The sequence below is a fragment of the Pseudarthrobacter sp. Hb11 genome (assembly GCF_059383655.1).
In genome coordinates this window covers 386,101-410,341 of sequence record NZ_JBWZCM010000002.1, presented here as the reverse complement: position 1 = coordinate 410,341, position 24,241 = coordinate 386,101, and the positions used below count along the sequence as shown (strand labels likewise).

29 protein-coding genes are annotated in these 24,241 nt (G+C 62.5%); 10 read left to right on the top strand and 19 right to left on the bottom strand.

Features of this window, described 5'->3' with window-relative positions:
* Positions 1 to 79: 79 nt before the first annotated feature.
* The 7 genes from infA (at position 80) to AC50X7_RS05600 (ending at position 4,217) form a co-directional block, all read left to right on the top strand.
* Positions 80 to 301: a translation initiation factor IF-1 gene (infA, locus tag AC50X7_RS05630; RefSeq protein WP_009358723.1), complete on the top strand. Its 222-nt coding sequence runs from the start codon at positions 80 to 82 to the stop codon at positions 299 to 301.
* 68 nt (positions 302 to 369) lie between these two features.
* Positions 370 to 483, top strand: a complete 114-nt coding sequence (gene rpmJ / locus AC50X7_RS05625; protein ID WP_009358722.1) for a 50S ribosomal protein L36 — start codon at positions 370 to 372, stop codon at positions 481 to 483.
* A gap of 177 nt (positions 484 to 660) precedes the next feature.
* On the top strand, positions 661 to 1,035 hold the full coding sequence (gene rpsM, locus AC50X7_RS05620; protein ID WP_003803743.1) for a 30S ribosomal protein S13: 375 nt from the start codon (positions 661 to 663) through the stop codon (positions 1,033 to 1,035).
* A 54-nt stretch (positions 1,036 to 1,089) separates the two neighbouring features.
* Positions 1,090 to 1,491, top strand: coding sequence for a 30S ribosomal protein S11 (rpsK, locus tag AC50X7_RS05615; protein ID WP_018760435.1), 402 nt, complete (start codon positions 1,090 to 1,092; stop codon positions 1,489 to 1,491).
* 130 nt (positions 1,492 to 1,621) lie between these two features.
* Positions 1,622 to 2,632 carry a DNA-directed RNA polymerase subunit alpha gene (locus AC50X7_RS05610; RefSeq protein ID WP_013601812.1) on the top strand — a complete coding sequence of 337 codons (1,011 nt, stop codon included), beginning with the start codon at positions 1,622 to 1,624 and terminating at the stop codon, positions 2,630 to 2,632.
* A gap of 71 nt (positions 2,633 to 2,703) precedes the next feature.
* Positions 2,704 to 3,291 carry a 50S ribosomal protein L17 gene (gene rplQ / locus AC50X7_RS05605; RefSeq protein WP_307094349.1) on the top strand — a complete coding sequence of 196 codons (588 nt, stop codon included), beginning with the start codon at positions 2,704 to 2,706 and terminating at the stop codon, positions 3,289 to 3,291.
* 32 nt (positions 3,292 to 3,323) lie between these two features.
* Complete coding sequence (locus tag AC50X7_RS05600) at positions 3,324 to 4,217, top strand: tRNA pseudouridine synthase A (protein WP_494978105.1); 894 nt, start codon at positions 3,324 to 3,326, stop codon at positions 4,215 to 4,217.
* 22 nt (positions 4,218 to 4,239) lie between these two features.
* Here AC50X7_RS05600 and AC50X7_RS05595 read toward each other — a convergent pair whose 3' ends face one another.
* Positions 4,240 to 5,907 carry a sensor histidine kinase gene (locus tag AC50X7_RS05595; RefSeq protein WP_494978104.1) on the bottom strand — a complete coding sequence of 556 codons (1,668 nt, stop codon included), beginning with the start codon at positions 5,905 to 5,907 and terminating at the stop codon, positions 4,240 to 4,242.
* A gap of 255 nt (positions 5,908 to 6,162) precedes the next feature.
* On the opposite strand from AC50X7_RS05595, the gene AC50X7_RS05590 reads away from it, so the two are divergent.
* Positions 6,163 to 6,954: a response regulator transcription factor gene (locus tag AC50X7_RS05590; RefSeq protein WP_494978103.1), complete on the top strand. Its 792-nt coding sequence runs from the start codon at positions 6,163 to 6,165 to the stop codon at positions 6,952 to 6,954.
* 30 nt (positions 6,955 to 6,984) lie between these two features.
* Here the strand turns inward: AC50X7_RS05590 and AC50X7_RS05585 are convergent, their stop codons facing one another.
* From AC50X7_RS05585 to AC50X7_RS05500, 18 genes are all read right to left on the bottom strand, one after another.
* The gene (locus AC50X7_RS05585; protein WP_494978102.1) at positions 6,985 to 7,449 is read right to left on the bottom strand and encodes an Hpt domain-containing protein; all 465 of its coding nucleotides are present in this window, start codon (positions 7,447 to 7,449) and stop codon (positions 6,985 to 6,987) included.
* A 92-nt stretch (positions 7,450 to 7,541) separates the two neighbouring features.
* Complete coding sequence (locus tag AC50X7_RS05580) at positions 7,542 to 8,423, bottom strand: type II secretion system F family protein (RefSeq protein WP_494978101.1); 882 nt, start codon at positions 8,421 to 8,423, stop codon at positions 7,542 to 7,544.
* Between the two features lie 7 nt (positions 8,424 to 8,430).
* Positions 8,431 to 9,363 (bottom strand): type II secretion system F family protein, encoded by a 933-nt coding sequence (locus AC50X7_RS05575; protein ID WP_494978100.1) that lies wholly within the window; start codon positions 9,361 to 9,363, stop codon positions 8,431 to 8,433.
* 8 nt (positions 9,364 to 9,371) lie between these two features.
* Entirely contained in the window at positions 9,372 to 10,874 is a 1,503-nt protein-coding gene (locus AC50X7_RS05570; RefSeq protein ID WP_494978099.1) for a TadA family conjugal transfer-associated ATPase, read from the bottom strand.
* Positions 10,874 to 12,067, bottom strand: coding sequence for a CpaE/TadZ family protein (locus AC50X7_RS05565; protein ID WP_494978098.1), 1,194 nt, complete (start codon positions 12,065 to 12,067; stop codon positions 10,874 to 10,876). The genes AC50X7_RS05570 and AC50X7_RS05565 overlap by 1 nt, the downstream gene beginning before the upstream one ends.
* Positions 12,064 to 12,822, bottom strand: coding sequence for a Flp pilus assembly protein CpaB (cpaB, locus tag AC50X7_RS05560; RefSeq protein ID WP_494978097.1), 759 nt, complete (start codon positions 12,820 to 12,822; stop codon positions 12,064 to 12,066). The genes AC50X7_RS05565 and cpaB (AC50X7_RS05560) overlap by 4 nt, the downstream gene beginning before the upstream one ends.
* 28 nt (positions 12,823 to 12,850) lie before the next feature.
* Positions 12,851 to 13,816 carry a pilus assembly protein TadG-related protein gene (locus tag AC50X7_RS05555; protein WP_494978096.1) on the bottom strand — a complete coding sequence of 322 codons (966 nt, stop codon included), beginning with the start codon at positions 13,814 to 13,816 and terminating at the stop codon, positions 12,851 to 12,853.
* Complete coding sequence (locus AC50X7_RS05550) at positions 13,804 to 14,175, bottom strand: TadE family protein (RefSeq protein ID WP_307094360.1); 372 nt, start codon at positions 14,173 to 14,175, stop codon at positions 13,804 to 13,806. The genes AC50X7_RS05555 and AC50X7_RS05550 overlap by 13 nt, the downstream gene beginning before the upstream one ends.
* Positions 14,176 to 14,271: 96 nt before the next feature.
* Positions 14,272 to 14,475 (bottom strand): Flp family type IVb pilin, encoded by a 204-nt coding sequence (locus AC50X7_RS05545; protein WP_494978095.1) that lies wholly within the window; start codon positions 14,473 to 14,475, stop codon positions 14,272 to 14,274.
* 262 nt (positions 14,476 to 14,737) lie between these two features.
* The gene (locus AC50X7_RS05540) at positions 14,738 to 15,640 is read right to left on the bottom strand and encodes a type II secretion system F family protein (protein WP_494978094.1); all 903 of its coding nucleotides are present in this window, start codon (positions 15,638 to 15,640) and stop codon (positions 14,738 to 14,740) included.
* A gap of 9 nt (positions 15,641 to 15,649) precedes the next feature.
* Entirely contained in the window at positions 15,650 to 16,597 is a 948-nt protein-coding gene (locus tag AC50X7_RS05535; protein ID WP_494978093.1) for a type II secretion system F family protein, read from the bottom strand.
* Entirely contained in the window at positions 16,594 to 18,039 is a 1,446-nt protein-coding gene (locus tag AC50X7_RS05530) for a TadA family conjugal transfer-associated ATPase (RefSeq protein WP_494978092.1), read from the bottom strand. Before AC50X7_RS05530 ends, AC50X7_RS05535 begins: the two co-directional genes overlap by 4 nt.
* Entirely contained in the window at positions 18,036 to 19,232 is a 1,197-nt protein-coding gene (locus AC50X7_RS05525) for a CpaE/TadZ family protein (RefSeq protein WP_494978091.1), read from the bottom strand. The genes AC50X7_RS05530 and AC50X7_RS05525 overlap by 4 nt, the downstream gene beginning before the upstream one ends.
* Positions 19,229 to 19,975 (bottom strand): Flp pilus assembly protein CpaB, encoded by a 747-nt coding sequence (cpaB, locus tag AC50X7_RS05520; protein ID WP_494978090.1) that lies wholly within the window; start codon positions 19,973 to 19,975, stop codon positions 19,229 to 19,231. The genes AC50X7_RS05525 and cpaB (AC50X7_RS05520) overlap by 4 nt, the downstream gene beginning before the upstream one ends.
* A gap of 69 nt (positions 19,976 to 20,044) precedes the next feature.
* Positions 20,045 to 21,079, bottom strand: a complete 1,035-nt coding sequence (locus tag AC50X7_RS05515; protein WP_494978089.1) for a pilus assembly protein TadG-related protein — start codon at positions 21,077 to 21,079, stop codon at positions 20,045 to 20,047.
* A complete protein-coding gene (locus AC50X7_RS05510) occupies positions 21,067 to 21,510 on the bottom strand; it encodes a TadE/TadG family type IV pilus assembly protein (RefSeq protein ID WP_494978088.1) in 444 nt (147 codons plus the stop codon). Before AC50X7_RS05510 ends, AC50X7_RS05515 begins: the two co-directional genes overlap by 13 nt.
* Positions 21,511 to 21,694: 184 nt before the next feature.
* Positions 21,695 to 21,889 (bottom strand): Flp family type IVb pilin, encoded by a 195-nt coding sequence (locus tag AC50X7_RS05505; protein WP_494978087.1) that lies wholly within the window; start codon positions 21,887 to 21,889, stop codon positions 21,695 to 21,697.
* A gap of 279 nt (positions 21,890 to 22,168) precedes the next feature.
* On the bottom strand, positions 22,169 to 22,630 hold the full coding sequence (locus tag AC50X7_RS05500; RefSeq protein ID WP_494978086.1) for a prepilin peptidase: 462 nt from the start codon (positions 22,628 to 22,630) through the stop codon (positions 22,169 to 22,171).
* A 500-nt stretch (positions 22,631 to 23,130) separates the two neighbouring features.
* Between AC50X7_RS05500 and rplM the strand changes: the two genes are divergently transcribed.
* Positions 23,131 to 23,574: a 50S ribosomal protein L13 gene (gene rplM / locus AC50X7_RS05495; RefSeq protein ID WP_015937805.1), complete on the top strand. Its 444-nt coding sequence runs from the start codon at positions 23,131 to 23,133 to the stop codon at positions 23,572 to 23,574.
* 38 nt (positions 23,575 to 23,612) lie between these two features.
* Entirely contained in the window at positions 23,613 to 24,119 is a 507-nt protein-coding gene (gene rpsI, locus AC50X7_RS05490; protein WP_050684362.1) for a 30S ribosomal protein S9, read from the top strand.
* The last annotated feature ends 122 nt before the right edge of the window (positions 24,120 to 24,241 follow it).

Here is a 24,241-nt window from a genome sequence, read left to right as displayed (position 1 = left end):
CAATCGATCCAACAAAAACGTTCGTGGTCATGCCCGGTGCAATCCGGCGGGACTGCGGCAACAACAGTTAGCGGAGGGTATGGCCAAGAAGGACGGGGTCATTGAGATCGAAGGCGTTGTGACCGAGGCGCTGCCTAACGCGATGTTTCGCGTTGAGCTCACCAACAAGCACATCGTACTGGCACACATCTCTGGAAAGATGCGTCAGCACTACATCAGGATTCTCCCTGAGGACCGCGTAGTGGTGGAGCTGAGCCCGTACGACCTCACCCGTGGTCGTATCGTCTACCGCTACAAGTAAATTGCTGGGCGGCTTCAGTGCGAGCTGAGCCGCTCCAGTTGACCAACTGTTACACGCAAAGGAATGCCATGAAGGTCAAGCCGAGCGTCAAGCAGATCTGCGAAAAGTGCAAAGTGATCCGCCGTAATGGCCGGGTCATGGTGATCTGCGAGAACCCGCGCCACAAGCAGCGCCAGGGCTAATTTCCTTCCCTGAAGGAAATCCTGGGTTGCTAACCCACGCAAGTAAATAAAAGGCAGCACAAGCTGAATTGGGACGTATGAGCCCGGACAGCTAACCCCCGGTCGGAGGCCGGGGCCGCGCAGAACGTGCGGGTGTACTGCTTACGACCTCCGGTTTATTCAAGGAGCATTGCCACTATGGCTCGTCTCGCTGGCGTAGACATTCCCCGCGAAAAGCGGCTGGAAATTGCGCTTACTTACATCTACGGCGTGGGCAAGACCCGTGCACACGAAACCCTGGCTGCCACTGGCATCAGCGCTGACGTTCGCGTCAAGGACCTGACTGATGCACAGCTGGTTGAGCTGCGTGACTACATTGAAGGCAACTACAAGGTTGAGGGTGACCTTCGCCGCGAAGTAGCAGCAGATATCCGCCGCAAGGTTGAAATCGGCAGCTACGAAGGCCTGCGCCACCGCAAGGGCCTGCCCGTACGCGGACAGCGTACGAAGACCAACGCCCGTACCCGCAAGGGCCCGAAGCGCACCGTCGCCGGCAAGAAGAAGGCCCGTTAAAATCCCGTCCGGGATTAACGGTACTTTCCCCAATAACTTTCTGTAGGAGAAATAATGCCCCCGAAGACTCGTGGCGCGGTTCGCAAGCCGCGTAAGAAGGACAAAAAGAATATCGCGCTGGGCCAGGCGCACATCAAGAGCACGTTTAACAACACCATCGTTTCCATCACGGATCCGAGCGGCGCTGTTATCTCTTGGGCTTCCTCAGGTGAGGTCGGCTTCAAGGGCTCACGCAAGTCCACCCCGTTCGCTGCCCAGATGGCTGCCGAAGCCGCTGCCAAGCGTGCCCAGGAGCACGGCATGCGCAAGGTTGACGTTTTCGTCAAGGGACCGGGCTCAGGACGCGAAACCGCGATCCGTTCGCTGCAGGCCGCAGGCCTCGAGGTTGGCTCCATCCAGGACGTCACCCCCGCTGCGCACAACGGCTGCCGCCCGCCGAAGCGCCGCCGCGTCTAAGGCTTTTCCGCCGCATGAGCTTGCCCGGACCGTTGATGGTCCGGGCAAGCCCAGCGCGTTAAGTCTTCAGACCGAATTTCCACCACCTGTGTTGCGTCATATAGCGGATGCTCGCCGAAAGGAAACCTAAGTGCTCATTGCACAGCGCCCCACCCTCTCCGAAGAGGTAGTCTCCGAAAACCGTTCGCGTTTCATCATTGAACCGCTGGAACCGGGCTTCGGCTACACCCTCGGAAACTCACTCCGCCGTACCCTGCTCTCCTCCATCCCCGGTGCCGCTGTAACCAGCATCCGGATCGATGGCGTGCTGCACGAGTTCACCACGGTTCCGGGTGTCAAGGAAGATGTCACTGAGATCATCCTGAACATCAAGAGCCTGTCGGTCTCCTCCGAGCACGATGAGCCGGTTGTCGCTTACCTGCGCAAGCAGGGCCCCGGAGTCGTCACCGCCGCGGACATCGCTCCGCCGGCCGGCGTCGAATTCCACAACCCGGATCTGCACATCGCTACGCTGAACTCGAAGGGCAAGTTCGAACTCGAACTGACCATCGAGCGCGGCCGCGGCTACGTTTCGGCAGCTCAGAACAAGTCCGGCGATGCTGAGATCGGCCGTATCCCGGTCGACTCCATCTACTCGCCGGTACTGAAGGTTACTTTCCGCGTGGAAGCAACCCGTGTTGAGCAGCGCACCGACTTCGACAAGCTGATTGTCGACGTCGAGACCAAGCAGGCCATCGCCCCGCGCGATGCTGTCGCTTCCGCAGGCACCACCCTGGTGGAGCTCTTCGGTCTGGCACGTGAGCTGAACACCGCAGCTGAAGGTATCGAGATCGGCCCGTCGCCCACCGACGCTGCCCTGGCAGCCGACATGGCCCTGCCGATCGAGGATCTGGACCTTACCGTCCGTTCCTACAACTGCCTCAAGCGTGAGGGCATCCACACCGTGGGTGAACTCGTTGCCCGCTCCGAGGCTGACCTGATGGACATCCGCAACTTCGGTGCCAAGTCCATTGACGAGGTCAAGGCAAAGCTGGTTGAACTGGGCCTGTCCCTCAAGGACTCGCCTCCCGGTTTTGACCTCGCAGCACGCGCCGCAGCAATCGAAGAGGACGACGCCGCCTTCGGCGACGACGAACTCTAAACCAGACCTTGGCCGCGGGCCGGGCACCATGGTGTGCACAGCCCACGGCTTCCATTTGAGGAGAAACAATTATGCCTACCCCCACTAAGGGTCCGCGCCTCGGAGGCGGCCCGGCTCACGAGCGCCTCATGCTCGCGAACCTGGCAGCAGCACTGTTCGAGCACAAGCGGATCACCACCACGGTGACCAAGGCCAAGCGCCTGAAGCCGTACGCAGAGCGCCTGGTGACCTTCGCCAAGCGTGGCGACCTCGCTTCCCGCCGCCGCGTGCTCGGCCTGATCAGCAACAAGGGCGTCGTCCACGAGCTGTTCACCGACATCGCCCAGGCTGTGGAGAACCGCGACGGCGGCTACACCCGCATCACCAAGATCGGCAACCGCAAGGGCGACAACGCTCCCATGGCTGTTATCGAGCTCGTCCTTGAGCCCGTTTCCGCCAAGCAGGCCGTTGTAGCCGAGGCTACTGCTGCTGCCAAGCGCGATGCAGACAAGGCTGCTCCGGCTGCCGAGGAAGCACCTGAGGCTGAGGTTGCCGAGACCGAAGCTGCTGAAGCTCCCGTTGCTGAAGAAGCTGCAACTGAAGAAGCTGCAACTGAAGAGGCTCCGGCCGCTGAGGAAGCTCCCGAAGCTCCGGCTGCTGAAGAGAAGGACGCGAAGTAATTCGCTGATTTCCTTCGCATAGACTTGAGTCTATGAACCACCAAAAACCCGCGGCCCCCGTTATCGGGGGCGGCGGGTTTTTGCGTATCCGGCTTGATGTGTCGTACGACGGCGGGCCCTTCAGCGGGTGGGCACTGCAGCCCGGGCGCCTCACAATACAGGGCGTCCTCGAGGAGGCGCTGCATATGCTGGTCCGGCGTCCCGTCCGAGTGACAGTCGCCGGCCGCACCGACGCCGGGGTCCATGCCCGCGGCCAGGTGGTCCACCTGGACCTCACCGAAGCCGAGTGGCTGGGACTTCCGCGGGGGCACGAGCTCGATCCCGCCGTCGCCATGCTCCGCAGGATGCGCGGCGCACTGAGCCGGGTGCTCGGCGACCTCACCGGGGCAATAGAGGTCCACCGGATCTCACTGGCGCCCCCGGGCTTCGACGCCCGGTTCTCCGCCCTGTGGCGGCGCTACAGCTACCGCATCGCCGACGGCCCCGCCCTGTGGGACCCGCTGGGCCGGTACTCCACGCTGTGGCACAAGAACCCACTGGACGTTTCCCTGCTGAACGAGGGCGCCGCCAAGCTCCTGGGGCTGCAGAACTTCCTGTCCTTCTGCAAGCCCCGGGAGGGCGCCACCACCGTCCGCGAGCTGCAGCGCTTCGAGTTCGCCCGGGCCGAAGACGGCGTCATTGTGGCCACCGTCCAGGCCGACGCGTTCTGCCACAACATGGTGCGCGCCCTGATCGGCTCCGCGCTGTACGTGGGGGAGGGCGTGGAGGAGCCGGGCTGGCTGCACGAGCGGCTGCTGGCGAAGAAGCGGGACGCCAAGTCCGTGCTGGCGGCGCCGCACCCGCTGGTCCTCGAGGAAGTGGCTTACCCGTCCGACGACGAGCTCCTTGCCCGCGCAGAACTCACCCGGGCCCGGCGGGAGCACTGAACCAATCGGTTGCTCCCTGGCACTAGAACGACGGCGGCGGACCCTCCGCCGGCAGGGTCAGGGTGAATGTGCTCCCTCGGCCCTGACCGCTGGCGCACGTGATCTTCCCGCCGTGACGCTCCACAATCATCTTGGTGATGGACAGGCCCAGCCCCGCGCCGGCGATGGCGGCGCCCTTGGCGGACTCGGTTCGATAGAAGCGGTTAAAGACCCTGGCAGTGTCCTCGCCGCTGATTCCCATCCCGGTGTCGCTGACGCTGAGCTGCACCCACTCCTTGGTGCTGTTGGCGCTGATGCTGATGCTCCCGCCGTCGGGAGAGTACTTGATGGCGTTGGACACGAGGTTGTCCAGGGCCTGCCCGATCCGGAGCGGGTCCGCGTAGGCCCACAGGGGCGAGGGAACGTCGGCGGTGAGGAGGATGTTCGCGTGCTCCGCCTGTGCCTGCGCGGAACCGATGCTGGTCTCCACCAGGCTGGCGAGGTCCGTGCGCTTGGGGTGGACGTTGAGAGCAGCGGACGCCGAAGCTGACAAATCCGCCACAAGCGCCAGCAGCCGCTCGGCGTTGCGCTCAACCACCAGCAGGCGTTGGGCCACCTGCGGCGGCAAGGCGGCAACGTCGTCGAGTACCAGGTCCACGTTGCCGATGATGGAGTTCAGGGGCGTCTTGAACTCGTGCGTCACGTTGGAGACAAGTTCCTGGTTCGCCGCCAGGGCCTCCACCCAGCCGGTGACGTCACTGTAAACCACTACGGCACCAGTGAGCTGGCCGTCCTCGCTGACCAGCGGCCGGGCCGCCGTCGTCACGGCCCGCTGCTCCGCTCCCTCTCCAGCCCACACAAGGTAGTCCGCGAAGGACTCGCCGGCGATGGCGCGGCTGATCGGGCGTTTGTCCGGCGGGAGGAGGGTCCGCCTGTCCTGCCCAAAGATCAGCTGGTGGCCCTGGCCGGGGACGGCGTCATCGGCATGGGTCGCCTGGCGGAAGTTCCGTTGCCGGTTGTTGGACACCAGCAAGTGGCCGGAACGGTCGACGGCGGCAATTCCGACGTCGGTGGCGTCAAGGACCGTCATTAGCAGCTTTTCACGCTCCCTGCTCTCGCGGAGCAGCTCCCGGAGCTCCTTGTCCTTCTCCGCCAGCTCGCGCTGCTGCAGCCGGACGTGCATGCCGGCAAACCGGATCGCCAGGGACACGGAGAGCATCATGAGGGGAAAGAGGAAGGTGGTAGTGACGTCCGAGGCCGTCAGGTGGGGGAAGCGTCCCACCAGGGAGGGAACCATGATCAGCATGGGGCCGAAGAAGCTCAGGACCAGGCTGCTCCGGGTGAGCATGCCGGAGGCCGAGAGCCAGATGACAGGGAACACCGCCAGCACTGCCAGGCCCGGGAGAAGGGGAGCTGCCCCGTTCCGCAGCAGTCCGATCGCGACGAAGTCCAGGATGGGGATCAGCAGGTAGGGGCGGTGCGTCAGCCGCTCCCACGGAACTACGAGGCAGCCGAGGAAAAGGGCGCCGGACAGCAGGATCCCGGCCAGAAAGAGGGGACTGTTCAACAGCGTAGGCCAAGCGAACGGAGTGGCCACGGCAAGGGCTGCCACGATTAGGATCAGGGGCAGCTGGCACAGGGCAACCTGCGAACGGGGCCCGAGCCGCTCGAAGAAGCGGGTGGGCCCGCGAGGGAACAGGCGCTCAGCCATGGATCATGCTCCGGCCGCGCGGGGACATGGAACCGATTCGGGCCGCGTCTGCGTACTTGTTTCTGTATAGCAACCTGGCACGCGTCCTCTCCGGCTCGTAATCTACATGCCTTGTCATAATAATTGACTTTTCAAATGCTTGGTTGAAAGAGATGTCATCAGCTTGGCTTATCTGTAGCGTATAAAGGGTTGGAGCGGTTATGGCATTGGCGCTGGGCTGATGGGGGGTCATAACTGCCTGGCGCAGGGATAGCAATGGACGATCTTGGTGTGGCTGTAGTAATCGAAGACGACGCCGATGTGCGCAACCTCCTCGAGGGAGTGTTGAGCCAGGCGGGCTTCGAGGTGCATACAGCGGTTGACGGGCGGGCCGGAGTTGAAGTGGTCCGCGACAAGCAGGCCAACGTGGTGACGCTGGACATCGGGCTGCCGGACATCGACGGCTTCGAGGTGCTGCGGCGGATCCGCAACTTCAGCAACGCCTACGTCGTGATGCTCACCGGCAGGACCGAGGAGCCAGACCTGCTGTCCGCCCTCAATGCCGGGGCCGACGATTACATCGCCAAGCCTTTCCGCCCCCGGGAGCTGAGGGCGCGCGTTTCAGCCATGATGCGCAGGCCCCGCCACGAAATCAAGGGTCAGGAGCTTGCGTCCGGGTGGGGAGCGGCGCCTGCTGCGGCAGTTGCGGCCGCCCCGCCCGAGGACTCCGCCGTCCTGCACCACAACGGGCTGGCGCTGAACCACCGGAGCCGCACGGTGGAAGTTAAAGGTGAGCCGCTGGGACTCACCAGAAGCGAATTCGATCTTCTGCACGTCCTCCTGCGCGGCGGCGGGGCTGTCTGCACCCGGGCCGATCTGGTCCGGGCCGTCCGCGGTGAGTACTACGACGAGGACACCTACATCAGTGAGGCCGACGAACGCGCCGTCGAGGTCCACATCGGCAACCTGCGGCGGAAGCTGAAGGAAGATTCGGTCACGCCCCGCTGGCTGCAGACCGTGCGGGGTGTTGGATACCGGCTGGCGCCGGGCAGGCCGGACGCTGAATAGGCCCCTTGACCGGACGCCGAAGGCGAAGAGCTAGCCGTTTTTGAGGATGTACGTGGACTGGAGCTCTGAAACCGTCTGGCCACCGTCGTGGGCAACCCGCTTCATGAGGACCTGCCCCTGGCCAAAGTCACCCCGGCGGATGAGCACTTCCAGCAGCTCAGCCAGCTTGGCCAGGCGCAAGCCGCCCACCATGGCCGAGCTGATCTTCAGGCTGATGGCCGCGTCCAGGGCTGAATCGCTGTCCTGGCTGTCCACCGCAGCGGCAAGCCGGGAGCAGCGCAGGTCCCACATGGCTGCGTAATCGCGGGCGAACCGTTGGGCTAGTCCGGAGCCGGCAAGCTCGTCCTCCAGCTCCTCCAGCACCGCCGCGTCAACGAGCGGCAAGAGCCCGGCCGCCTCCTGTGAAATATCCGAGGCGGTAACCGTTGTGATCCCGGGCTGCGGTGGAAACGCAGCTGCGCTCCTGTCGCTGGAGCCGGGATCTGGACTTTGCATTCTTCAAGGCTACTTCCTGGAATTAGTTGGCTGGCCTATTTCGGGTGATCCTGTGTAAAACTTGAGGCATTTTTGCAGCCTCGCTGCGGGGCTTATTGCCCGCTGAATGTCACCACGGCGTTGATGACGGCCGGCCCGAGAATTGCGATGAAGAGGACCGGAAAAATGAAGAACAACAGCGGAAACAGGATCATCACAGGCAGTTTCATGGCCTTTTCTTCGGCGCGTTGGCGGCGCTTTACACGCATCACTTTCGCCTGAACGCGGAGCACCCGGCTGATGGCGATGCCGTACGTATCCGCCTGTACCACGGCCTGCACAAAACTGCGCAGCTCCGGAATGTTGGTCCTTTCGGCCAGCGCAACGTAGGACTCCCGGCGGCTGCGGCCCACCTGCATGTCCTGCAGAGTGCGGACAAGCTCTTCCGCCAGCGGTCCTTTGCCGTTATCGCCGGCTCGGGCCATGGCCCCTTCGAAGCCCAGCCCGGCCTCCACGGAGATCAGCATCTGGTCCAGCGTGTTGGCCAGTTCCAGCTGCATCACTTTCTGGCGTTCCTGCCCTTTGCTGTAGAGCAGGAGGTCGGGGATGAAATACCCAAGGACGAGCAGAAACAGGCCCGCAAGCTTCATCAGGGGAGTGCTGCCGATGGAAGTGGGGTAGATGCCCGCGGTGGCGCCCGCCAGGCCCAACCCCAGCTTGGAGCCCAGGACTTTGCCCAGCGGCATGGTGGCGGGCCGCCCGGCGAGGGCGAGCAGGCGGTCCAGGAACGAGACATACGACGACGGTGTGAGGCGCCGGCCGATGCCCTCGAGCATGCCAGGCTTGGTGGCTTCAACGACTGTGAGTGGGGCGCCGCGCGACAGGAGATCGTTGACCGCCAGGCGGCCCTGCTTGTCCACGGTGAGGACGGACCAGGCCAGCCCGGCGACGGGAACACAAACCAGCAGGATGGAGAGGAGAACTATCAGGTTCATGGCTTCCTCAGAACTTCAGGTCGATGATCTTGCGCATCCACAGCGCGCCGATGGTCATAAGAACAAACGAGGCACCGATCATGATCCAGCCCAGGGGATGGGTGAACATCGAGTTCATGTAGGTGGGGCTGACTGCCAGCAGCATGGCCACGATGCCAAAGGGCATGGCGATGAGGATGTAGGCAGAGAACTTGCCCTCCGCCGCCAGGGCCTTGATGTGCCCCTTGATTTCGGCGCGCTCGCGGATGGTTTCGTTCACCTGGTCCAGGACGTCGGCCAGGTTGCCGCCCACTTCGCGGTTGATCTGAATGGCCTGGGAGATCCAGACAAAGTCCTCGTTTTTCATCCGCTCGGCGGTGTCGTTGAGGGCGGCCAGCAGGTCACGGCCTAGGCTGGTTTCGGTGATCACCCGGCGCATCTCCTCCGACGTCGGCTTCTGCGACTCGGTGGCGGCAGCGTCGATGGCGCGCAGGACGCTGTGCCCGGCACGGAGGCCGCCCGAGAGCAGTTGGAGGGTATCGCCGAGCTGGCTGTCGAAGGCGGCGCGGCGTTTTCCGGCCAGGAATCCCAGGACCAGTTTCCCCACGAACGGCGCGAGGATGGCCAGCAGGATTCCCACCAGCGGCCCTACCGTGACTACCCCCACGAGCATTCCGATGCCGGCCCCGATGCCCACCAGGAGGAAGAACTCGGCCTGGCTTAGGCGGAGCCCGGCGTTTTCGAGTTCCGCGCGGGAGAACAGGGAGACGTGGCGTCCGTGCAGGAGACGTTCGGAGGACCGCACGGCGGAGAGCGCCAGGCGGGCGATTGACGACGGCGGCTCGGGCTCAAAGGGGCGACGGCGGTCCAGCGGCACCTCGGGTGCGCTCGGCAAAAGCACCGCCACGCCCAGCAGGCTAACGGCCACGAGCAGGACGACTGCTCCAACAGCAAGAATCATTGCCGTGCCTATCTTCCGGGGGTGGTTTGGGTTGCGGGGGCCTGGGGACCGGCAAAGACTGCGGGGGAGACATGGATGCCCAGGTCTTCAAACCGGTCGATGAAGCGCGGCCTGATGCCGGTAGCTACGGGTTTTCCCAGGAAACGTCCGTGGGCGTCGACGCCGGCGGAGTAGTCGAAGACGAACGCGTCCTGGAGGGTCACGATGTCTCCTTCCATGCCCTGGACTTCCGTGACGTGGGTGATGCGGCGGGAGCCGTCGCGCAGGCGGGAGATCTGGACGATGAGGTTCACGGCGGAGGCGATCTGTTCACGGATTGCGCGCAGCGGCAGGTCCATGCCGGCCATCAGGACCAGCGTTTCGAGTCGAGCCACCGCGTCGCGGGGGGAGTTGGAGTGAACGGTGGAGAGGGAGCCATCGTGGCCTGTGTTCATGGCCTGAAGCATGTCCAGCGATTCCCCGCCGCGGACCTCACCCACCACAATCCGGTCGGGACGCATACGCAGCGAGTTTCGGAGCAGCTCGCGGATGGTGACTTCACCCTTGCCCTCGGTGTTGGGTGGCCGGCTTTCGAGCCGGACAACGTGCTGCTGCTGGATTTGCAGTTCCACGGCATCCTCAATGGTGACGATCCGTTCGTCGGACGGGAGGAAGGAGGACAGCACGTTGAGAAGGGTGGTTTTGCCGGTGCCTGTACCGCCGGAGACGATGATGTTGAGCTTGGCTTTGACGCACGCGTTCAGCAGCTCAGCCATCTCCGGTGTCAGTGTCCCGAAATCGATCAGGTTCTGGACCGTTAACGGAGTCTTGCTGAACTTACGGATGGTGAGTGAGGAACCACCCACGGCAAGCGGCGGGATGACGGCGTTTACACGGGAACCGTCCTCAAGCCGGGCGTCCACCAGCGGGGAGGACTCGTCGATGCGGCGCCCCACCTTGGAGACGATCCGCTCAATGACCTTGCGCAGGTGTTCTTCGGAACTGAAACGGGACTCGCTGAGCGTCAGTTTGCCCTTCCGCTCCACGTAGATCTGGTCCATCCGGTTGACCATGATTTCGGTGACGGCCGGATCGTCCAGCAGGCGCTGGAGGGGGCCGTAGCCCAATACGTCGTCGGCGACGTCCCGGACCAACCTGGTGCGTTCGTCGGCGCTGAGCGGGACTTGTTCGGCGTCGATGATCCGGGTCAGTTCCTCCTTGGCGGTGGCCCGGAGTTCCTGCTCGGTGACGGCGGCGTCGTTGAAGCGGGAGCCCATCCGCTCGAAAAGGGCGGTGGCTGCCCGGTGCTTCATGGCTGCGAAGACATCCACCTTGGGTGCGGTGGGCACCAACTGTGCGCCGGCGTCGGGCGCCGGCACGACGGCGGGGCGCGCGGAAAGGTGCCCCTCCGCCGTCGGGATGGCCGAGGGCGCGGCAGGAGCAGCGGGGCGCGGCGCTTTGAGCACGGCGACGTTGCTGCCGGGCGCCTGGTTGCGGTCCTGGACCGCACTGATCCGCTCGGAGAGCTTCATCAGATGACCACCCTTCGGTGAAGTTTGCGCTGGGCCTGGGCACGCCAGGCCGGGTTGAACCGCTCGACGAGTTGGCGGAGGCTCTTGACGGCGGGGTCCTTTTTGGATTCCTGGAGGACGGGGATGCCGCGGTTGGTGGAGAGCGCCACAGCGCGGGACCGGGGGACGCTGACGTCCACGGGCGCGCCGATGGTGGATTCGACGTCGCGGACGTCGAGCCCGGACTTGGCGTCGGCCATGTTCAGGACAACATGGCGGGATTCGGGCATGATCTCCAGCTGCCGGAGCACCTCGAGGCCCGAGCGCAGGCCGCGCAGGCTGGGGATATCCATCGCGCTGACCCAGACGACGTCTGTGCACTGTTCCATGGCAGCCAGGCCGATTTCGGGCATGCCGGGGGCGGTGTCCAGGACCACGTACTGGAATTCCTGGGCCAGCTGCTCGAGCAGTCTAGTGATCTGTTCGGGCGTGATGTGGTCCGCGTCCACCGGGTTGGGCGGCGCGCAGAGGGCGTAAATTCCGGCCGGGTGCACGGTGAGGAAAGCCTTGAGAACCAGGGAGTCCTGGGCTGCTGCCGGCGAGACGGCGTCGGTGACAGTGTGCTCGGGGTTAAGGTACAGGCCCGAGGCGACGTCGCCGAACTGCAGGTCCAGGTCCACGATGACAACGCTCATCGGTGCGACCTGGCCCAGGCCGATGGCGATATTGGTGGCGAGGGTTGTTTTGCCGACTCCGCCCTTGGGGGAGAAGACACCGATCACCAGGCCCTTGCCGCCGTTTTCAGCCTGTGTTTGGGGGCTGCGGTGCCGGGTGGCGAAGGACTGGCAGGCACGTTCCAGGAGCACCCGGATTTCGGCCGCGTCCGCCTGTGGGCTGAGGATGTCCCGGATGCCGGCGCGCATGGCGTGCAGGAGGAAGGACTGGTCCACGTCGCTGACCAGCACCAGGCTGAGGCCGGGAAGCTGGACGTCGAAGACCTTGGCGAACCGTAGTGCCTCTTCGTACGGGACGTCGGGTCCGATGATCAGGACTTCGGGCTGCTCCTGGTTGAGGAGGGAGAACAGCTCCTGGGGGCCGGCGGGGAGGATGTCCGAGGCGATGGTCTGGACGGAGCCGCGGAGGCCGTTCGCGACGGCGGCACGCAGCTTCTGGTCGAACTCGCCGTTGGGGGAGAGGAGGACGAAACGGCTCACTTGAACACCACGTCCTTTCGTTCCGTCCGGGGCCCGTTGTCCTTGGCGTTCAGGGGTTCCTTCGTGAGCCAGAGGCTGCCGTTGATGGAGGTGAAGATGATCCTGCTGGCGTCCACGTCGGTGACCGCGACGGTCAGCATGAGGGAGCCTTCGGGGAGGGTGGTGTCTGCCGGATCCGCTTCGCCCTCGGTGGGTTTCTCGGCGCTGGCCGTTTGGGGTGCGCGCTGGACGGCGGTAACCAGGACCTTGCGAAGGGTGAGTTGGGTGGTGGCATCGTCGGCGGCGGCCTTGTCGGTGCCGTTCTCAAAGTTCAGAGAGATGCCCACGTGGTCGCCCACGTCGATCCGGCCTCCCACTACGCGCTGGGGTTCCAGCTGGAAGGAGACTTCCTGCATGCCTGCGGGCACCTCGACGGCGCCATCAGCTTTGACCTCTGCCGGGGCGACGAGGCGTTCTTCCAACAGCTGCTCGCCGGGCACGAGGTCCACGGCGCTGACAGTGCCGGCCTTGTTGTCCAGGGTGCTGAGGGCGGAATCGGACACCCCGGCGGCCGGGACCTTCTCAACTACGAGTGAGGCAGTCATGTCATTGACCGGAGTGCCGGCGGGGATTGCGGTCTTGACCACAAGGACTTCCACGGGTTCCGTTGATGCCAGTGCCCGCTGGTCCGCGCCGTTCGCGTAGACGATGATGAGGATGGCTCCCACGAGCGCCAAGGCAACCGCGGCCGTTCCGGCGAGCAGGCGAGACTTCACTGTGTTACTCCGTGGTTTGATGTTGTGGTCAGAGGGTGAGGCGGGCGATGGACGCCCCATAGTCTGTGGTGTTGCCGAGTTCAAAACCTTGGGCAAGCGAAACGTACTTCACGAAGTAGCCACGGATGGCCTTGTTATCCACTCTCGATCCCGCCGTCCAGCTGATGCTGGCGAAGTGGTAGCCCGTGACATGAAACGCGGCGAAGCCCTTGATGTAGTACTTGCCCGAGGAACCGGTTCCTGTCGCTACGTCGTACAGGGGCAGGAGGACTGTCTGGTTGTTCATCTGCGTAAAGTCGGCGGCGGTGCACGTGGATGGCACACTTGCGCCGGTGTCGCTGGAGAACCAGATGCCGGAACTGTTGGACGCGCCAGCTGTTGCCGTTATGGCGCATTTTGTGGAAGTCGTCTGTATCCAGCCGAACCCGCCTGGGATACCGCCGCATCCATTGACGGACTGTTCCAGCAGTTGTTCCGTACCCTGCGTTCCGCCGGCCGGGATGTTCAGTTTGCAGTGGGCAATTGCCAGCGGCAGGATAACGGGTCCTTTGGAAGGAGTTCCCCAAGCGGCCGATGCCCGTGCGCCGACTTCCTTGCTGGGAATGCCGAGGGCGTTGGCGAAGAAGAGGGAAACGGAGTTGTCCGGGCCTCCCACTTCTTTGGCACTCGTGGTGACCGCGACGGTCCGGTCGGTCTTGTCGAGCTCGATGTTGTGCACCTTGCTCATGCCGTCCAAGGCGTTCTGGTTGGCGAGGCTGGCGGCTAGCTCTGACGTCGTTGAACAGGCTGGATCGTTGAGGTTCTTGGCGCATTTCTGCGCCATTGCTATGGCGGAAGCGTCCGCCCCGCTTTGCAGTTGCGCGCGTTCCGAGTAGATGACTCCGACGTCAACGGCGATCGCCACGAAGCCGAGGAGGGTCACCAGGAGGATGGCAACGATGACCGAGATGGCGCCGCGTTCGTTTGTTGCTCTGTTCTGGGTCAGCCGCCGCACAGCATGACTCCTTTGCCCGTCATGGGGAACGGCCCTGCAATGCCTGTAATGGTGGACAGGTTGTACTTGATGGTGAGCGTCACTTGGGCACCCTCCGAGCAAACTTCGGTACTCAGCTTGATGTCCGAGGTGGGGATGGTACTGACCGAGGCAGCCGCAGCCTGGGCTTTCTTCTTGGCTTCGGCCGGGTCCTTCACGATGGCCATGTAGCGTACGCCGTCTCGGGCTGCATTGGTGAGGGTGATCTGGGCATTGTAGGCCCGGCCGAACTCGATGGTTCCCAGCACCAGCATCAAGAGGAGAGGCAGCAGGATAGCGAATTCGACGGCGGCTGCTCCGCGCTCCGAATCGTGTGACACCTGCTGCACCTCCTCTTAAATGACTCGTATTCTGGACCCTGCTGCGCGAGGCGGTGCGGTTCCGGTACCGGGTCCGGAACCGGACTCGGGAGGGCGTTACGGAGCGGTGGTTGCGGCGGGCGGCTTGACGATGTCCGTGTTGACGTCCGTGAACAGGTTGAGGAGACTGTCGCCGAGGGTGGTCACGGCGATGATGATCACTACAGCGATGAGTGCGACCATGATGCCGTACTCAACGGCCGTAGCGCCCTTCTCTTCGGTGCGAAGGCGGATCATGAGGTTGGTGTAAAGAGAAAGCATTTTGTACTCCTGAGCGAGTCGGATGGCTGGCCCTGCACCAGCACTGATACGAAGCTAGCAAGCGCATTTGGCCCAAAACCTGGATCTTGGAACATCCTGCGCAAACGCTTTCACTCCCGCACTTTTCCTGCGCTTTTGCTTGCTTCCCGCTGCGCTGACGCTGGGTTTGAACACACGTGGTCACATAGAGGACCCCCTCGGTTCTGGGTGCCGAGGGGGTCCGGTTTATGGGGCGCCTTAGAGGCGTGGAGATTAGCAGGACCTAAAGGTTCCCTGCGAAACTTGCCATCACATTGATGACAGCCGGGCCGATGATCACGATAAAGAGCACAGGCAGGATGCAGAACATCAGCGGGAACAGCACCTTGATGGGCAGTTTCATGGCTTTCTCCTCAGCCCGCTGCCGGCGCTTCACACGCATCTGCTTTGCTTGGATCCGGAGAACGCCGGCGATGGCGACGCCGTAGACATCGGCCTGGACCACTGCCCGAACGAATGTCCGGAGGTCCGGTACGTCCGTCCGCGAGGCCAAAGCCAGGTACGCGTCCCGGCGGCTCCTGCCAACTTGCATGTCCTGGAGAGTACGGGTCAGTTCGAAGGCCAGCGGTCCCTTCCCTTTTTGTGCGGCCCGGGCCATCGCTGATTCGAATCCAAGGCCGGCTTCCACGGAGATGAGCATCTGGTCCAACGTGTTGGGCAGTTCCAGTTCCATGGCTTTCTGCCGTTCCGCGCCGCGCCCGTGGATCAGGATGTCTGGGATGAAGTAAGCCAAAGCAGCCGCAAGCGCCACGAACGTTACTGCAGGTGCTGTCAGATTCCTGCTGATCATCAGGATGCCCAGGATGCAGGCGATAAGCGCGAGGGCAGGTTTGGCGATCAACAGCCTGTCGAGGGGCAACTGCGCCGGCCGGCCGGCGCGGGCAAGCAGCCCGTCGAGCCAAGCCGCGTAGCGGCTGGGAGTGAGGCGCAAGCCAAGGTCGGATGGACCGCTTGCGTCCGTCCGCGGTGCCTGCGAACCGTCAAGGCCAGCACCGCCGAAACGACCCCGGCTAAGGTTCGACTGCACCGCCGCAAACCCACGCCGGTCTACGGCAACTAGCAGCCAGGCCATAAAGCCAATGGGAAGAACGATCAGACCAACAAAAAGCCACGCCATGGGTGTCATGGTCGCCTCCTAGAACTTGATCTTAACGACACGGCTAAGCCAGAAGGATCCGACTGCCAAAAGGACCAGCGCCACTCCGAGTAAGACCCATCCGATGACAGAGGTATAGAGAGTGGAAATGTAGGCGCTACCTGCTACCGACATGTACAGGAACATGCCCACGGGTAAGGCGATCAGGACGTAGGCAGAAAGGCGGCCTTCTGCGCTGAGCGCCTTGACTTGACCCTTGATCTGGCTTCGCTCTCGGATAGTCTCACCAACCTGGTCCAGGACCTCGGCCAGGTCTCCGCCAACCTCCCGGTGAATCTCGATGGCCTGCCCGATCCAACTGAAATCCTCGCTCCGCATGCGGACTGCGGCATCCTGCATGGACTCCTGCAGGTCACGACCCAGCCGTGACTCGTTCACGAGCCGCGCGAATTCCTCGGAAGTAGGCGCATCGGCTTCCTGGGCGACCGCATCCACGCAGCGCATCAGGCTGTGCCCCGCACGGAGGCCCCCGGCCAGCATCTGTAATGTGTCGCCGAGTTGGACGTCGAACCGGGTCCGCCGGCGACCCGAAAGGACGTTGAGGGTCAGCCTTGCCACCAACGGAGTGGCTGCAGACAACAGGAGCGCGACCAGGAAGCCATACAAAATGAAGCCTATGACACCGGCTGTAACAGCGATGCAGGCCACCAGAAGGATGAAGTCGGCCTGGCGCATCTTGAGGCCGGCCTGTTCAAGGGAAGCCCTGCTGCCGAACGCAGCCTTCCGGCTGACGTTTCGTTCCAGGTAAGCGGTGGCGGAATCCGTGGCGCGCGTGAGGAGGGACGGACTCGCCACGACCCCTGGCCGGCGCCGGGATAACGCGATCTGTCCGGTGCTGCTTCCAAAGGTTATGAGCAGGAGCACCGCGACCGCACCGAAACAGAGGGCAAGTCCGGCCACCAGGAACAGGGGATGGGTGACCGTCACCGGAATCCACCTCCGGGGGGCGCAGCGCCGAATACCGCTGGCGAGATGGGGATGCCGAGTTCAGCGAAATGGTCGACGAACCGGGGGCGGACCCCTGTTGGTTTCGCCCGACCAAGGAACCTGCCGTCGGCGTCAACCCCCGCGCTGTAGTCAAATGTGAAGGCATCCTGGAGGGTAACGACGTCGCCCTCCATTCCCTGCACTTCGGTGACGTGCGTGACGCGGCGGGTCCCGTCGCGAAGCCGGGAGATATGGACGATAACGTTTATGGCCGAGGCAATTTGCTCGCGGATGGCCCGCAACGGGAGGTCCATGCCTGCCATCAGGACCAGCGTTTCCAAACGTGAAATGGCATCCCTTGGCGAGTTGGCGTGGACTGTAGAAATGGACCCGTCGTGGCCCGTGTTCATGGCCTGCAGCATGTCCAGGGACTCCCCGCCACGAACTTCACCGATCACTATACGGTCCGGGCGCATCCGCAACGAGTTCCGTACCAGATCCCGAATGGTAATCTCGCCCTTGCCTTCGATATTCCGTGGCCGGCTTTCCAGCCGGATCACGTGGTCTTGCTGAAGTTGAAGTTCAACTGCGTCCTCAATGGTCACGATGCGTTCATCGGACGGCAGGAACGACGAGAGCACATTAAGCATGGTGGTCTTCCCGGTACCGGTGCCTCCGGAAACAATAATGTTGAGCCGTGCTCGCACGCATGCTTTCAGGAGTTCAGCCATTTCCGGGGACATGGATCCGAGGGAGATGAGGTTGTTGACTGTGAGCGGTACCTGGCCGAACTTACGAATGGTCAGTGATGAACCGCTCACGGCCAGGGGCGGAATGATCGCGTTGACGCGCGATCCATCGCTGAGACGGGCGTCCACCAGCGGCGATGACTCGTCGATCCGGCGACCAACTTTGGTAACAATCCGCTCGATCACACGCCGAAGGTGTTCCTCACCGGTAAAGCGGGACCCGGTGAGTGTGAGTTTTCCTTTACGCTCGACATAGATCCTTTCGGGCCCATTCACCATGATTTCGGTGATGTCGCTGTCGCTGAGGAACTTCTCAAGGGGACCCAGCCCAAGGACGTCATCGATAATCTCCTGCACCAGGCGTCCGCGTTCAGAAAGCGTGAGCGGGATTTCTTCTTCCTCGATGATCTTCCGAAGCTCATCTTTCACGTACTGCTGAAGTTCTGAATCTTCCAAGGAGCTGTCTGTGATTCGGCTGCCCATCCGCTCGTAGAGTGCCACGGCGGCCCGGTCCTTTACGGAAGCCAACGCTTCGTTCGACTCGTTGCTGTGGTTGCGGGCTTCCTGTGAGGCCGTTGGATATCCTGACGGGTCCAAACCTGCCGTGGCCCAAGGGGTGGCCGGCGCTTGTGCGCCCATCTCCCCGGGCGCACCCAGACCGCGTGCGGCATCTAACCTTCGTGTAAGACTCATGAGACCAGTGCCCTTCTGTGCAGCTTCTTGTGGGGTCGTTCTTCCCAGCCCGGCTTGAACCTTTCAGCCAGTTGTCTGAGTCCACGGGCCACGCCATCGCGGCTGCCCTCCTGCAGGAGAGGAACACCTTTGTTGGTGGAAAATGGGACAGCCCTCGACCGCGGCAGGACGATATCGACCGGCCGGCTGATGGTGGCCTCCACGTCCTGCACTGACAGGCCGCTCTTCCGGTCAGCGAAATTCAATACAACGTGACGGTTGTCCGGCATAAGATCCAGCTCCGTGAGGATCTGGAAGCCAGTTCGCAGCCCCCTGATGCTCGGTACGTCCATGCCGCAAACCCAGACTGCATCGGTTGCTTGATCAAGGGTGGCCAACAAGTGATCCCCCAGCCCGGGCGCCGTGTCGACCACTACATATTGGAATTCGGCGGCTAACTGCCGGATCAGATGCGCCACCTGCTCCCCGGTGATGTGATCAGCGTGGGCTGGGTTGACAGGAGCGCAAAGCGCGTAGATGCCGCTGTTGTGCAGCGTCAAGTAAGACTTCAGGACCAGGGTGTCCTGGACGGCAGCTCCCGTCACCGCATCAGCCAGTGTCCGCTCGGGCTCCAGCAGTAAACCACTGGCTACGTCCCCAAACTGTAAGTCGAGGTCCAGTACCACGACACTCATGGGGGCGATCTTGCCCAGTGCCACTGCCAGGTTGGTTGTGACGGTGGTCTTGCCCACACCGCCTTTGGGTGACATTACGGCAATTATTCGGCCACCGGTCTTGGGTTCGGCAAGGGTGGCTCCCAGTCCCCGGCGGCGGCTGGCGGAGGTCAAGCTGGCCCGTTCCAGCATCTTTCTGATGTCATCACTCGACGCATCCGGCCGAAGCAGATCACGGATGCCGGCGCGCATGGCCGGCAACGCAATACCCTCGTTGGCCTCCGTGACCAGGACAATGCTGACCTCCGGAAATTGCAGGTCGAAAAGACTGGCCATCCGGATTGCATCTTCTGACGGCAACCCTGGACCCAAGAGAACAACTTCCGCGGGTTCGGCACTTACCGCCCGGAGGATATCTTCGGGACTTGGGGGAAGATAGTCGGCCGGCAGCACTTGGATACTGCCATGAAGTCCCTTGGCGGCTTGTTGGGCGCGCTGCGAGAAGGCGTTGTCAGCGGTGACCACGATGAACCTGCTCATTTGAAAAGCTCCGTCTTTTTCACAACTGTCGGGCTGCTTTCTGTGGCGGAGCCAGGTTCCTTCGTGAGCCATAGCTTTCCAAATTCTGCAGCGAAGGCGATTTTTGCTGCGTCCACATCATTCCGGGCGAATGTAACCAGCAGTTGGCCCTCTGGCAGTTGGGTATTAGCCTGCTCTGCCTCGTCTCCGGAGGACGATGCCTTTGCTGTGGAGCGCTGGACGCTGGTGACCAGGACCTTGTGGAAGATTTGCTGCCCGATCTCCTCACCTGCGCCCGTACCGGTGCCAGCTGAGAACAACGCCATGATGCCCACGGTGTCGCCGGCGGCAATCCGGCCTCCAACAACGCGCTGGGCCTCAAGCTGAACGGAAACTTCCTGCATTCCCTTGGGCACCGGGACCGAGCCGGGTGCCGCAAGGCTTGTGGGATCCACCAAACGGACGCCAAGGAGGGCCTCACCGGGTACCAGGTCAGCGGCGGCCACCATATCCTTTAGGCCGTCAAGGCTTTTCAGCGCTCCATTGGGTACGGATGCCCCGGGCAACGACGCCAGCCGCACGGAGTCCTGTATCTGGTCCACGGTGGCACCGCGTGGAATCTGTTTCTCGATTACCAATACTTGTACTGGCTGTAAATTAGCTTGGGCCCTGGCTTCGGAACCCTGGACATATGAGACTAGGAGCATGGTGCCAACTACCGCGAGCACAAGCGCTACGATGCCTCCCAGAAGGCGGTTCTTCACTTGTCTTTCTCCTTTGGTTCATTTTCGGCTGAGCTGGCTGCTCCAAGCCCAGGTGCTGCATAAAGGACGTCAATTACTCAGTTGGGCTCCTGTGGCCCCGTATGTTGTTGGTCCGCCAAGAGTCATAGCTTCGGCCAGGGAGATCTTCCTGATAAAGCGGCCGAAGACTCCAAGATCGCTGTTCTTCAGGTTTAAGGAATTCGAAAGCGCCGTGGCCTCGGAGGTCATGTACGTTTCGGGCAGGCCGCTGCCACCCTTCAGATGCCAGCCACGAAGGGAGATTTGAGCGAAGGCTTCGAGATGGAATTCGGCGTTGGAGCCGGTGCCGCGCCGGTTGTCGAAAATAGGGACCAGAATCTCCACGGTCTTTGACGGGTCCGCCAGAATGGCACCCCACCGGTTCATCATGGTTGCGCAGTCGCTGTTGTAGTCGTTGCCGGTGTCTGTGTCGACCCATGGGTCGGCAATGTCCACCTTGACGCTGCAGTCATGGGAAGGGTCGTCCAGCCAGCCGAAACCGCCGGGGACTTCCAGTCCGGAGGACGACGGGGTTATGCATTCGTATAGCGGGTCCGAGGCGAGGGAGCTTCCATGCGCCGGGAAGAATTGCAGGTCCTTGGTGAAAAAGGGATCCGATTCGCATTTCGAGAATGTCAGTGGGATGACATTGCCCGCCGCGAAACCGCCAAACTTAGCCTGCGCTGTTGCTCGGATATCGGCAGTCTGGGCTCCCAAGGCTCGCGCGAAAGTCAGCGAGAAGTGGTTGTTGCCGGAAGTGTCCTTGGATTGTGTGGTGACGTTGACGACGCCGGCGCCCACCGTGGCACTGACAATGTTGGTGTTGGCGTCCAGGGCATTCTGACCTGCCATCGCGGCTGCCTCGGTGGCCGGGGCAGCGCAGCCGGCCGCCGGCGGCGTTTCCAGGCACCCTTGGGCGATGGAAAGGGCTGCTGCGTCGGCCCCGTTCTGCAGCTGGGCGTGCTCTGAATAAATGGTGGCGACGTCCACGGCAAAGGCGGTGAAGCCCAGGAGGGCCACCATGATCAACGCCGACAGGGGAGCGATGGCACCCCGTTCGCTCGCTCGTGATCTCAGCCGCCGCATCGCATAACTCCTTTGCCTTCGATCGAAAGGGTGGCAGGCATTCCCGGAATGAGGTTGGGGAACCCTGTCATCCAGGCAGTTGTGTAAGTGACCGTGACTAAGGCGTTGCCGCTGGTGGTACACGACGCGCCCGAGGAATATGAGATGCCGATGTCGGTGGCGCTCAGGGCGACGGACGGGGCTGCTGCTACGCCCGCAGCCTGCGCACTGGCAGTGGTGTAGCCCGTCTCGGCATTGTGGATGGCGGCGTATCGGGCGGCCTCACGGGCTGCCTCTGTCAGCGAAACCTGGATGTTGAACGCCCGTCCCATTTCAGCAATGCCCAGGACGAGGACCAGGAAAATAGGCAGGATGAGGACAAACTCGACTGCCGCAGCTCCGGTTTCGTTCCGGCGTCGCTGCCGGGACCTTAGAAGGACAAATAAATTCATGTTGTGTCACCGAATTCGAAATGCCCCGATTCTCGGGGAAGCTGCGGCTGGGATGATGGCCGAGTTGCGGCCGGGATAAACCTGCGTTTCGGCGGCTGGAGCCCGGCAGGAGGGCGGTGGTGGACTTTACGGTCCTACCTACCGCCCTGCTCCCGGGCACAGGCTGGGCTGTTGCAAAGGCTGGCTAATCCAGTTGGCCGAGGATAGTCGTGAACCCGGCATGGATTTCGGTTCCCAACAACGCGACGGTGCCCACGATCACAGCGGCGATCAGTGCAACCAGCAGACCGTACTCAACGGCGGTTGCGCCCTTCTCAGACGAGAAGCGATCCTTGACGCCGGCGACAAAAGCCATCATCGAGACCATGATTGAAGTCATTGTAATTTCCTTAATTCGGTGAAATCGATTGGGATTTATTCCAACGAAATTCCAGTTGCCCACTAAATCGCTAGCGGCTGGACTTCGCTAAGGAGACATTGCCATTTAGGGGATAGGGGCAACAATGCGTAGCGGTACTCGACTTTTTTAAAGGGCGCAAAAAGTACGTACTCGAAAAGCGGGGGCAGTACTCGGAGTGCGAAGCGAGTACAGGGACTCACTACTTGGATTGAGGGCGCAGTCGGCTAGGGGGAGGGCGGGAGAAGGACGCCCACGCTGCTAAGCGACGAAGAGCGTGACGGCCGCAAGGGCGCCGAGCATTGAGGGCCCGTGGGCCACTTCTGACGTTTTATTCCGGTCTTTTCGGCTGAGAATCAGCACTGTAACCAGGCCATTCAGGATGAAGCCAAGGAGCGCACCGTAGAGCAGTTGGCTCCAGCCTAGGTACCCGAGATAGAGACCGACGGGCGCTGCGAGTTTCACGTCGCCCATTCCGATCCCGCCAGGGGAAGTTAGTCCCAAAATAAGGTAGCCGGTAAACAATATGACGGCTCCGAGCAGTGCGCGCGGCAAATCATCAGCCTGCTGATTGATTACTCCGGGCATCAAAAACAAGGAAAAGCCGCCCGCGAGCAGCATTAATATAAGAGGGTTAGGCAGCAAATGTAGTGCAACGTCAATCCGGGCGAGTTGAACGCCGAGAATCGCTAGGAATAGGAAGGCCGGCAGGGCAATCCCCATTCCAGACCGCAAACTGAAGGCGCCGCATGTAAGGCCGGTAAGTACCGCCGTCGTGATTCTGATGCAGAGAGGGGGAAGTCCGCCTAGCCTGGGAAGGTACTTAGCGATGAGGGTCTCCGCGAGAGGGGAGAGGACCAGCCCCAGGAGGGCGGCTCCGATGACAAGGAGCCAACCGGCGGAGCCGTCATCACCCATTGCAAACACGTGGACCCCCTGCGTCCGTCAGGCCGGCAAGTGCTGAGTCAGCCCCCGGCTACCCCATTTTGACCCCGAACCCCCTGACGCGCTAATCTTGGTAGTCGTTGTGCGTGTCCTATTCCGATGGTGCGTGCCCGCTGAGAATCCGGTTGCAGGATAACTACTCAACGTGCACATTCGGAACCACAGGATGACTGGTTACATAGAGCCCTCACCTCTGTTCCGGTAGCGCGCAGATAGTAGGTGCCCACCCCTGAGTGGCTCCTAAACAAGAACGCCAGAATAAGAACGAGGCAAACACCGTGCGTACGTACACCCCGAAGCCCGGCGATATCAACCGCCAGTGGCACGTCATTGACGCCACAGACGTTGTCCTTGGTCGTCTCGCGAGCCAGACCGCAATCCTGCTGCGCGGCAAGCACAAGGCCACCTTTGCATCCCACATGGACATGGGCGACTTCGTCATCATCATCAACGCTGAAAAGGTCGCCCTCACCGGTGCCAAGCTGGAGCAGAAGCGCGCTTACCGCCACTCCGGCTACCCGGGCGGCCTGACCTCCGTCAACTACGCGGAACTGCTGGAATCCAACCCGGTCCGCGCCGTTGAGAAGGCCATCAAGGGCATGCTCCCGAAGAACTCCCTCGCTGCACAGCAGCTGGGCAAGCTGAAGGTGTACCGCGGTGCTGAGCACCCGCACGCCGCCCAGCAGCCCAAGACTTTCGAAATTACCCAGGTCGCCCAGTAGTCCTGGCCACCAAACAACTTATCTATACAAGGAGAATCGTGGCTCAGAACGAAGAGACCACCGAAGCCGTAGAGGCTGAGGAAACCCTGACCAGCTACACCTCTGAAAGCTCAGCTGCTGACGCCGCTGCGCCGAAGAAGGAGCGCCCGGCACTGACCGTTGCCGGCGCAGCAGTTGGCCGCCGCAAGGAAGCCGTTGCACGCGTCCGCGTTGTTCCCGGCTCCGGCAAGTGGACCATCAACGGCCGCGCGCTGGACAACTACTTCCCGAACAAGCTGCACCAGCAGGACGTCAACGAGCCCTTCAAGATCCTTGATCTCGAAGGCGCCTACGACGTCATCGCCCGTATCCACGGCGGCGGCATCTCCGGCCAGGCCGGCGCCCTGCGCCTCGGCATCGCCCGTTCACTGAACGAGATCGACGTCGAGAACAACCGCGCCACGCTGAAGAAAGCCGGCTACCTCTCACGTGACGCCCGCGTCATCGAGCGTAAGAAGGCCGGTCTCAAGAAGGCCCGCAAGGCTCAGCAGTACTCCAAGCGCTAAACCCGTTTGCACAGAAGCCCGTCCCGCCATTGGCGGGGCGGGCTTCTGCCGTTTTGCGCTAAGTGCTCCTGCTTTAGGAGCATGGAGGAATTTCGGCTCCCGGTCGGCGTGCCAAAGCAGGT

What these genes read in the sequence shown, in the direction of transcription:
- infA (WP_009358723.1), top strand. Translation starts at nt 80, where the DNA reads ATGGCCAAGAAGGACGGGGTCATTGAGATCGAAGGCGTTGTGACCGAG.
- rpmJ (WP_009358722.1), top strand. Translation starts at nt 370, where the DNA reads ATGAAGGTCAAGCCGAGCGTCAAGCAGATCTGCGAAAAGTGCAAAGTG.
- rpsM (WP_003803743.1), top strand. Translation starts at nt 661, where the DNA reads ATGGCTCGTCTCGCTGGCGTAGACATTCCCCGCGAAAAGCGGCTGGAA.
- rpsK (WP_018760435.1), top strand. Translation starts at nt 1,090, where the DNA reads ATGCCCCCGAAGACTCGTGGCGCGGTTCGCAAGCCGCGTAAGAAGGAC.
- rplQ (WP_307094349.1), top strand. Translation starts at nt 2,704, where the DNA reads ATGCCTACCCCCACTAAGGGTCCGCGCCTCGGAGGCGGCCCGGCTCAC.
- AC50X7_RS05600 (WP_494978105.1), top strand. Translation starts at nt 3,324, where the DNA reads ATGAACCACCAAAAACCCGCGGCCCCCGTTATCGGGGGCGGCGGGTTT.
- AC50X7_RS05595 (WP_494978104.1), bottom strand. Translation starts at nt 5,907, where the DNA reads ATGGCTGAGCGCCTGTTCCCTCGCGGGCCCACCCGCTTCTTCGAGCGG.
- AC50X7_RS05590 (WP_494978103.1), top strand. Translation starts at nt 6,163, where the DNA reads ATGGACGATCTTGGTGTGGCTGTAGTAATCGAAGACGACGCCGATGTG.
- AC50X7_RS05585 (WP_494978102.1), bottom strand. Translation starts at nt 7,449, where the DNA reads ATGCAAAGTCCAGATCCCGGCTCCAGCGACAGGAGCGCAGCTGCGTTT.
- AC50X7_RS05580 (WP_494978101.1), bottom strand. Translation starts at nt 8,423, where the DNA reads ATGAACCTGATAGTTCTCCTCTCCATCCTGCTGGTTTGTGTTCCCGTC.
- AC50X7_RS05575 (WP_494978100.1), bottom strand. Translation starts at nt 9,363, where the DNA reads ATGATTCTTGCTGTTGGAGCAGTCGTCCTGCTCGTGGCCGTTAGCCTG.
- AC50X7_RS05570 (WP_494978099.1), bottom strand. Translation starts at nt 10,874, where the DNA reads ATGAAGCTCTCCGAGCGGATCAGTGCGGTCCAGGACCGCAACCAGGCG.
- AC50X7_RS05545 (WP_494978095.1), bottom strand. Translation starts at nt 14,475, where the DNA reads ATGCTTTCTCTTTACACCAACCTCATGATCCGCCTTCGCACCGAAGAG.
- AC50X7_RS05540 (WP_494978094.1), bottom strand. Translation starts at nt 15,640, where the DNA reads ATGACACCCATGGCGTGGCTTTTTGTTGGTCTGATCGTTCTTCCCATT.
- AC50X7_RS05530 (WP_494978092.1), bottom strand. Translation starts at nt 18,039, where the DNA reads ATGAGTCTTACACGAAGGTTAGATGCCGCACGCGGTCTGGGTGCGCCC.
- AC50X7_RS05525 (WP_494978091.1), bottom strand. Translation starts at nt 19,232, where the DNA reads ATGAGCAGGTTCATCGTGGTCACCGCTGACAACGCCTTCTCGCAGCGC.
- AC50X7_RS05515 (WP_494978089.1), bottom strand. Translation starts at nt 21,079, where the DNA reads ATGCGGCGGCTGAGATCACGAGCGAGCGAACGGGGTGCCATCGCTCCC.
- AC50X7_RS05510 (WP_494978088.1), bottom strand. Translation starts at nt 21,510, where the DNA reads ATGAATTTATTTGTCCTTCTAAGGTCCCGGCAGCGACGCCGGAACGAA.
- AC50X7_RS05505 (WP_494978087.1), bottom strand. Translation starts at nt 21,889, where the DNA reads ATGACTTCAATCATGGTCTCGATGATGGCTTTTGTCGCCGGCGTCAAG.
- AC50X7_RS05500 (WP_494978086.1), bottom strand. Translation starts at nt 22,630, where the DNA reads ATGGGGATTGCCCTGCCGGCCTTCCTATTCCTAGCGATTCTCGGCGTT.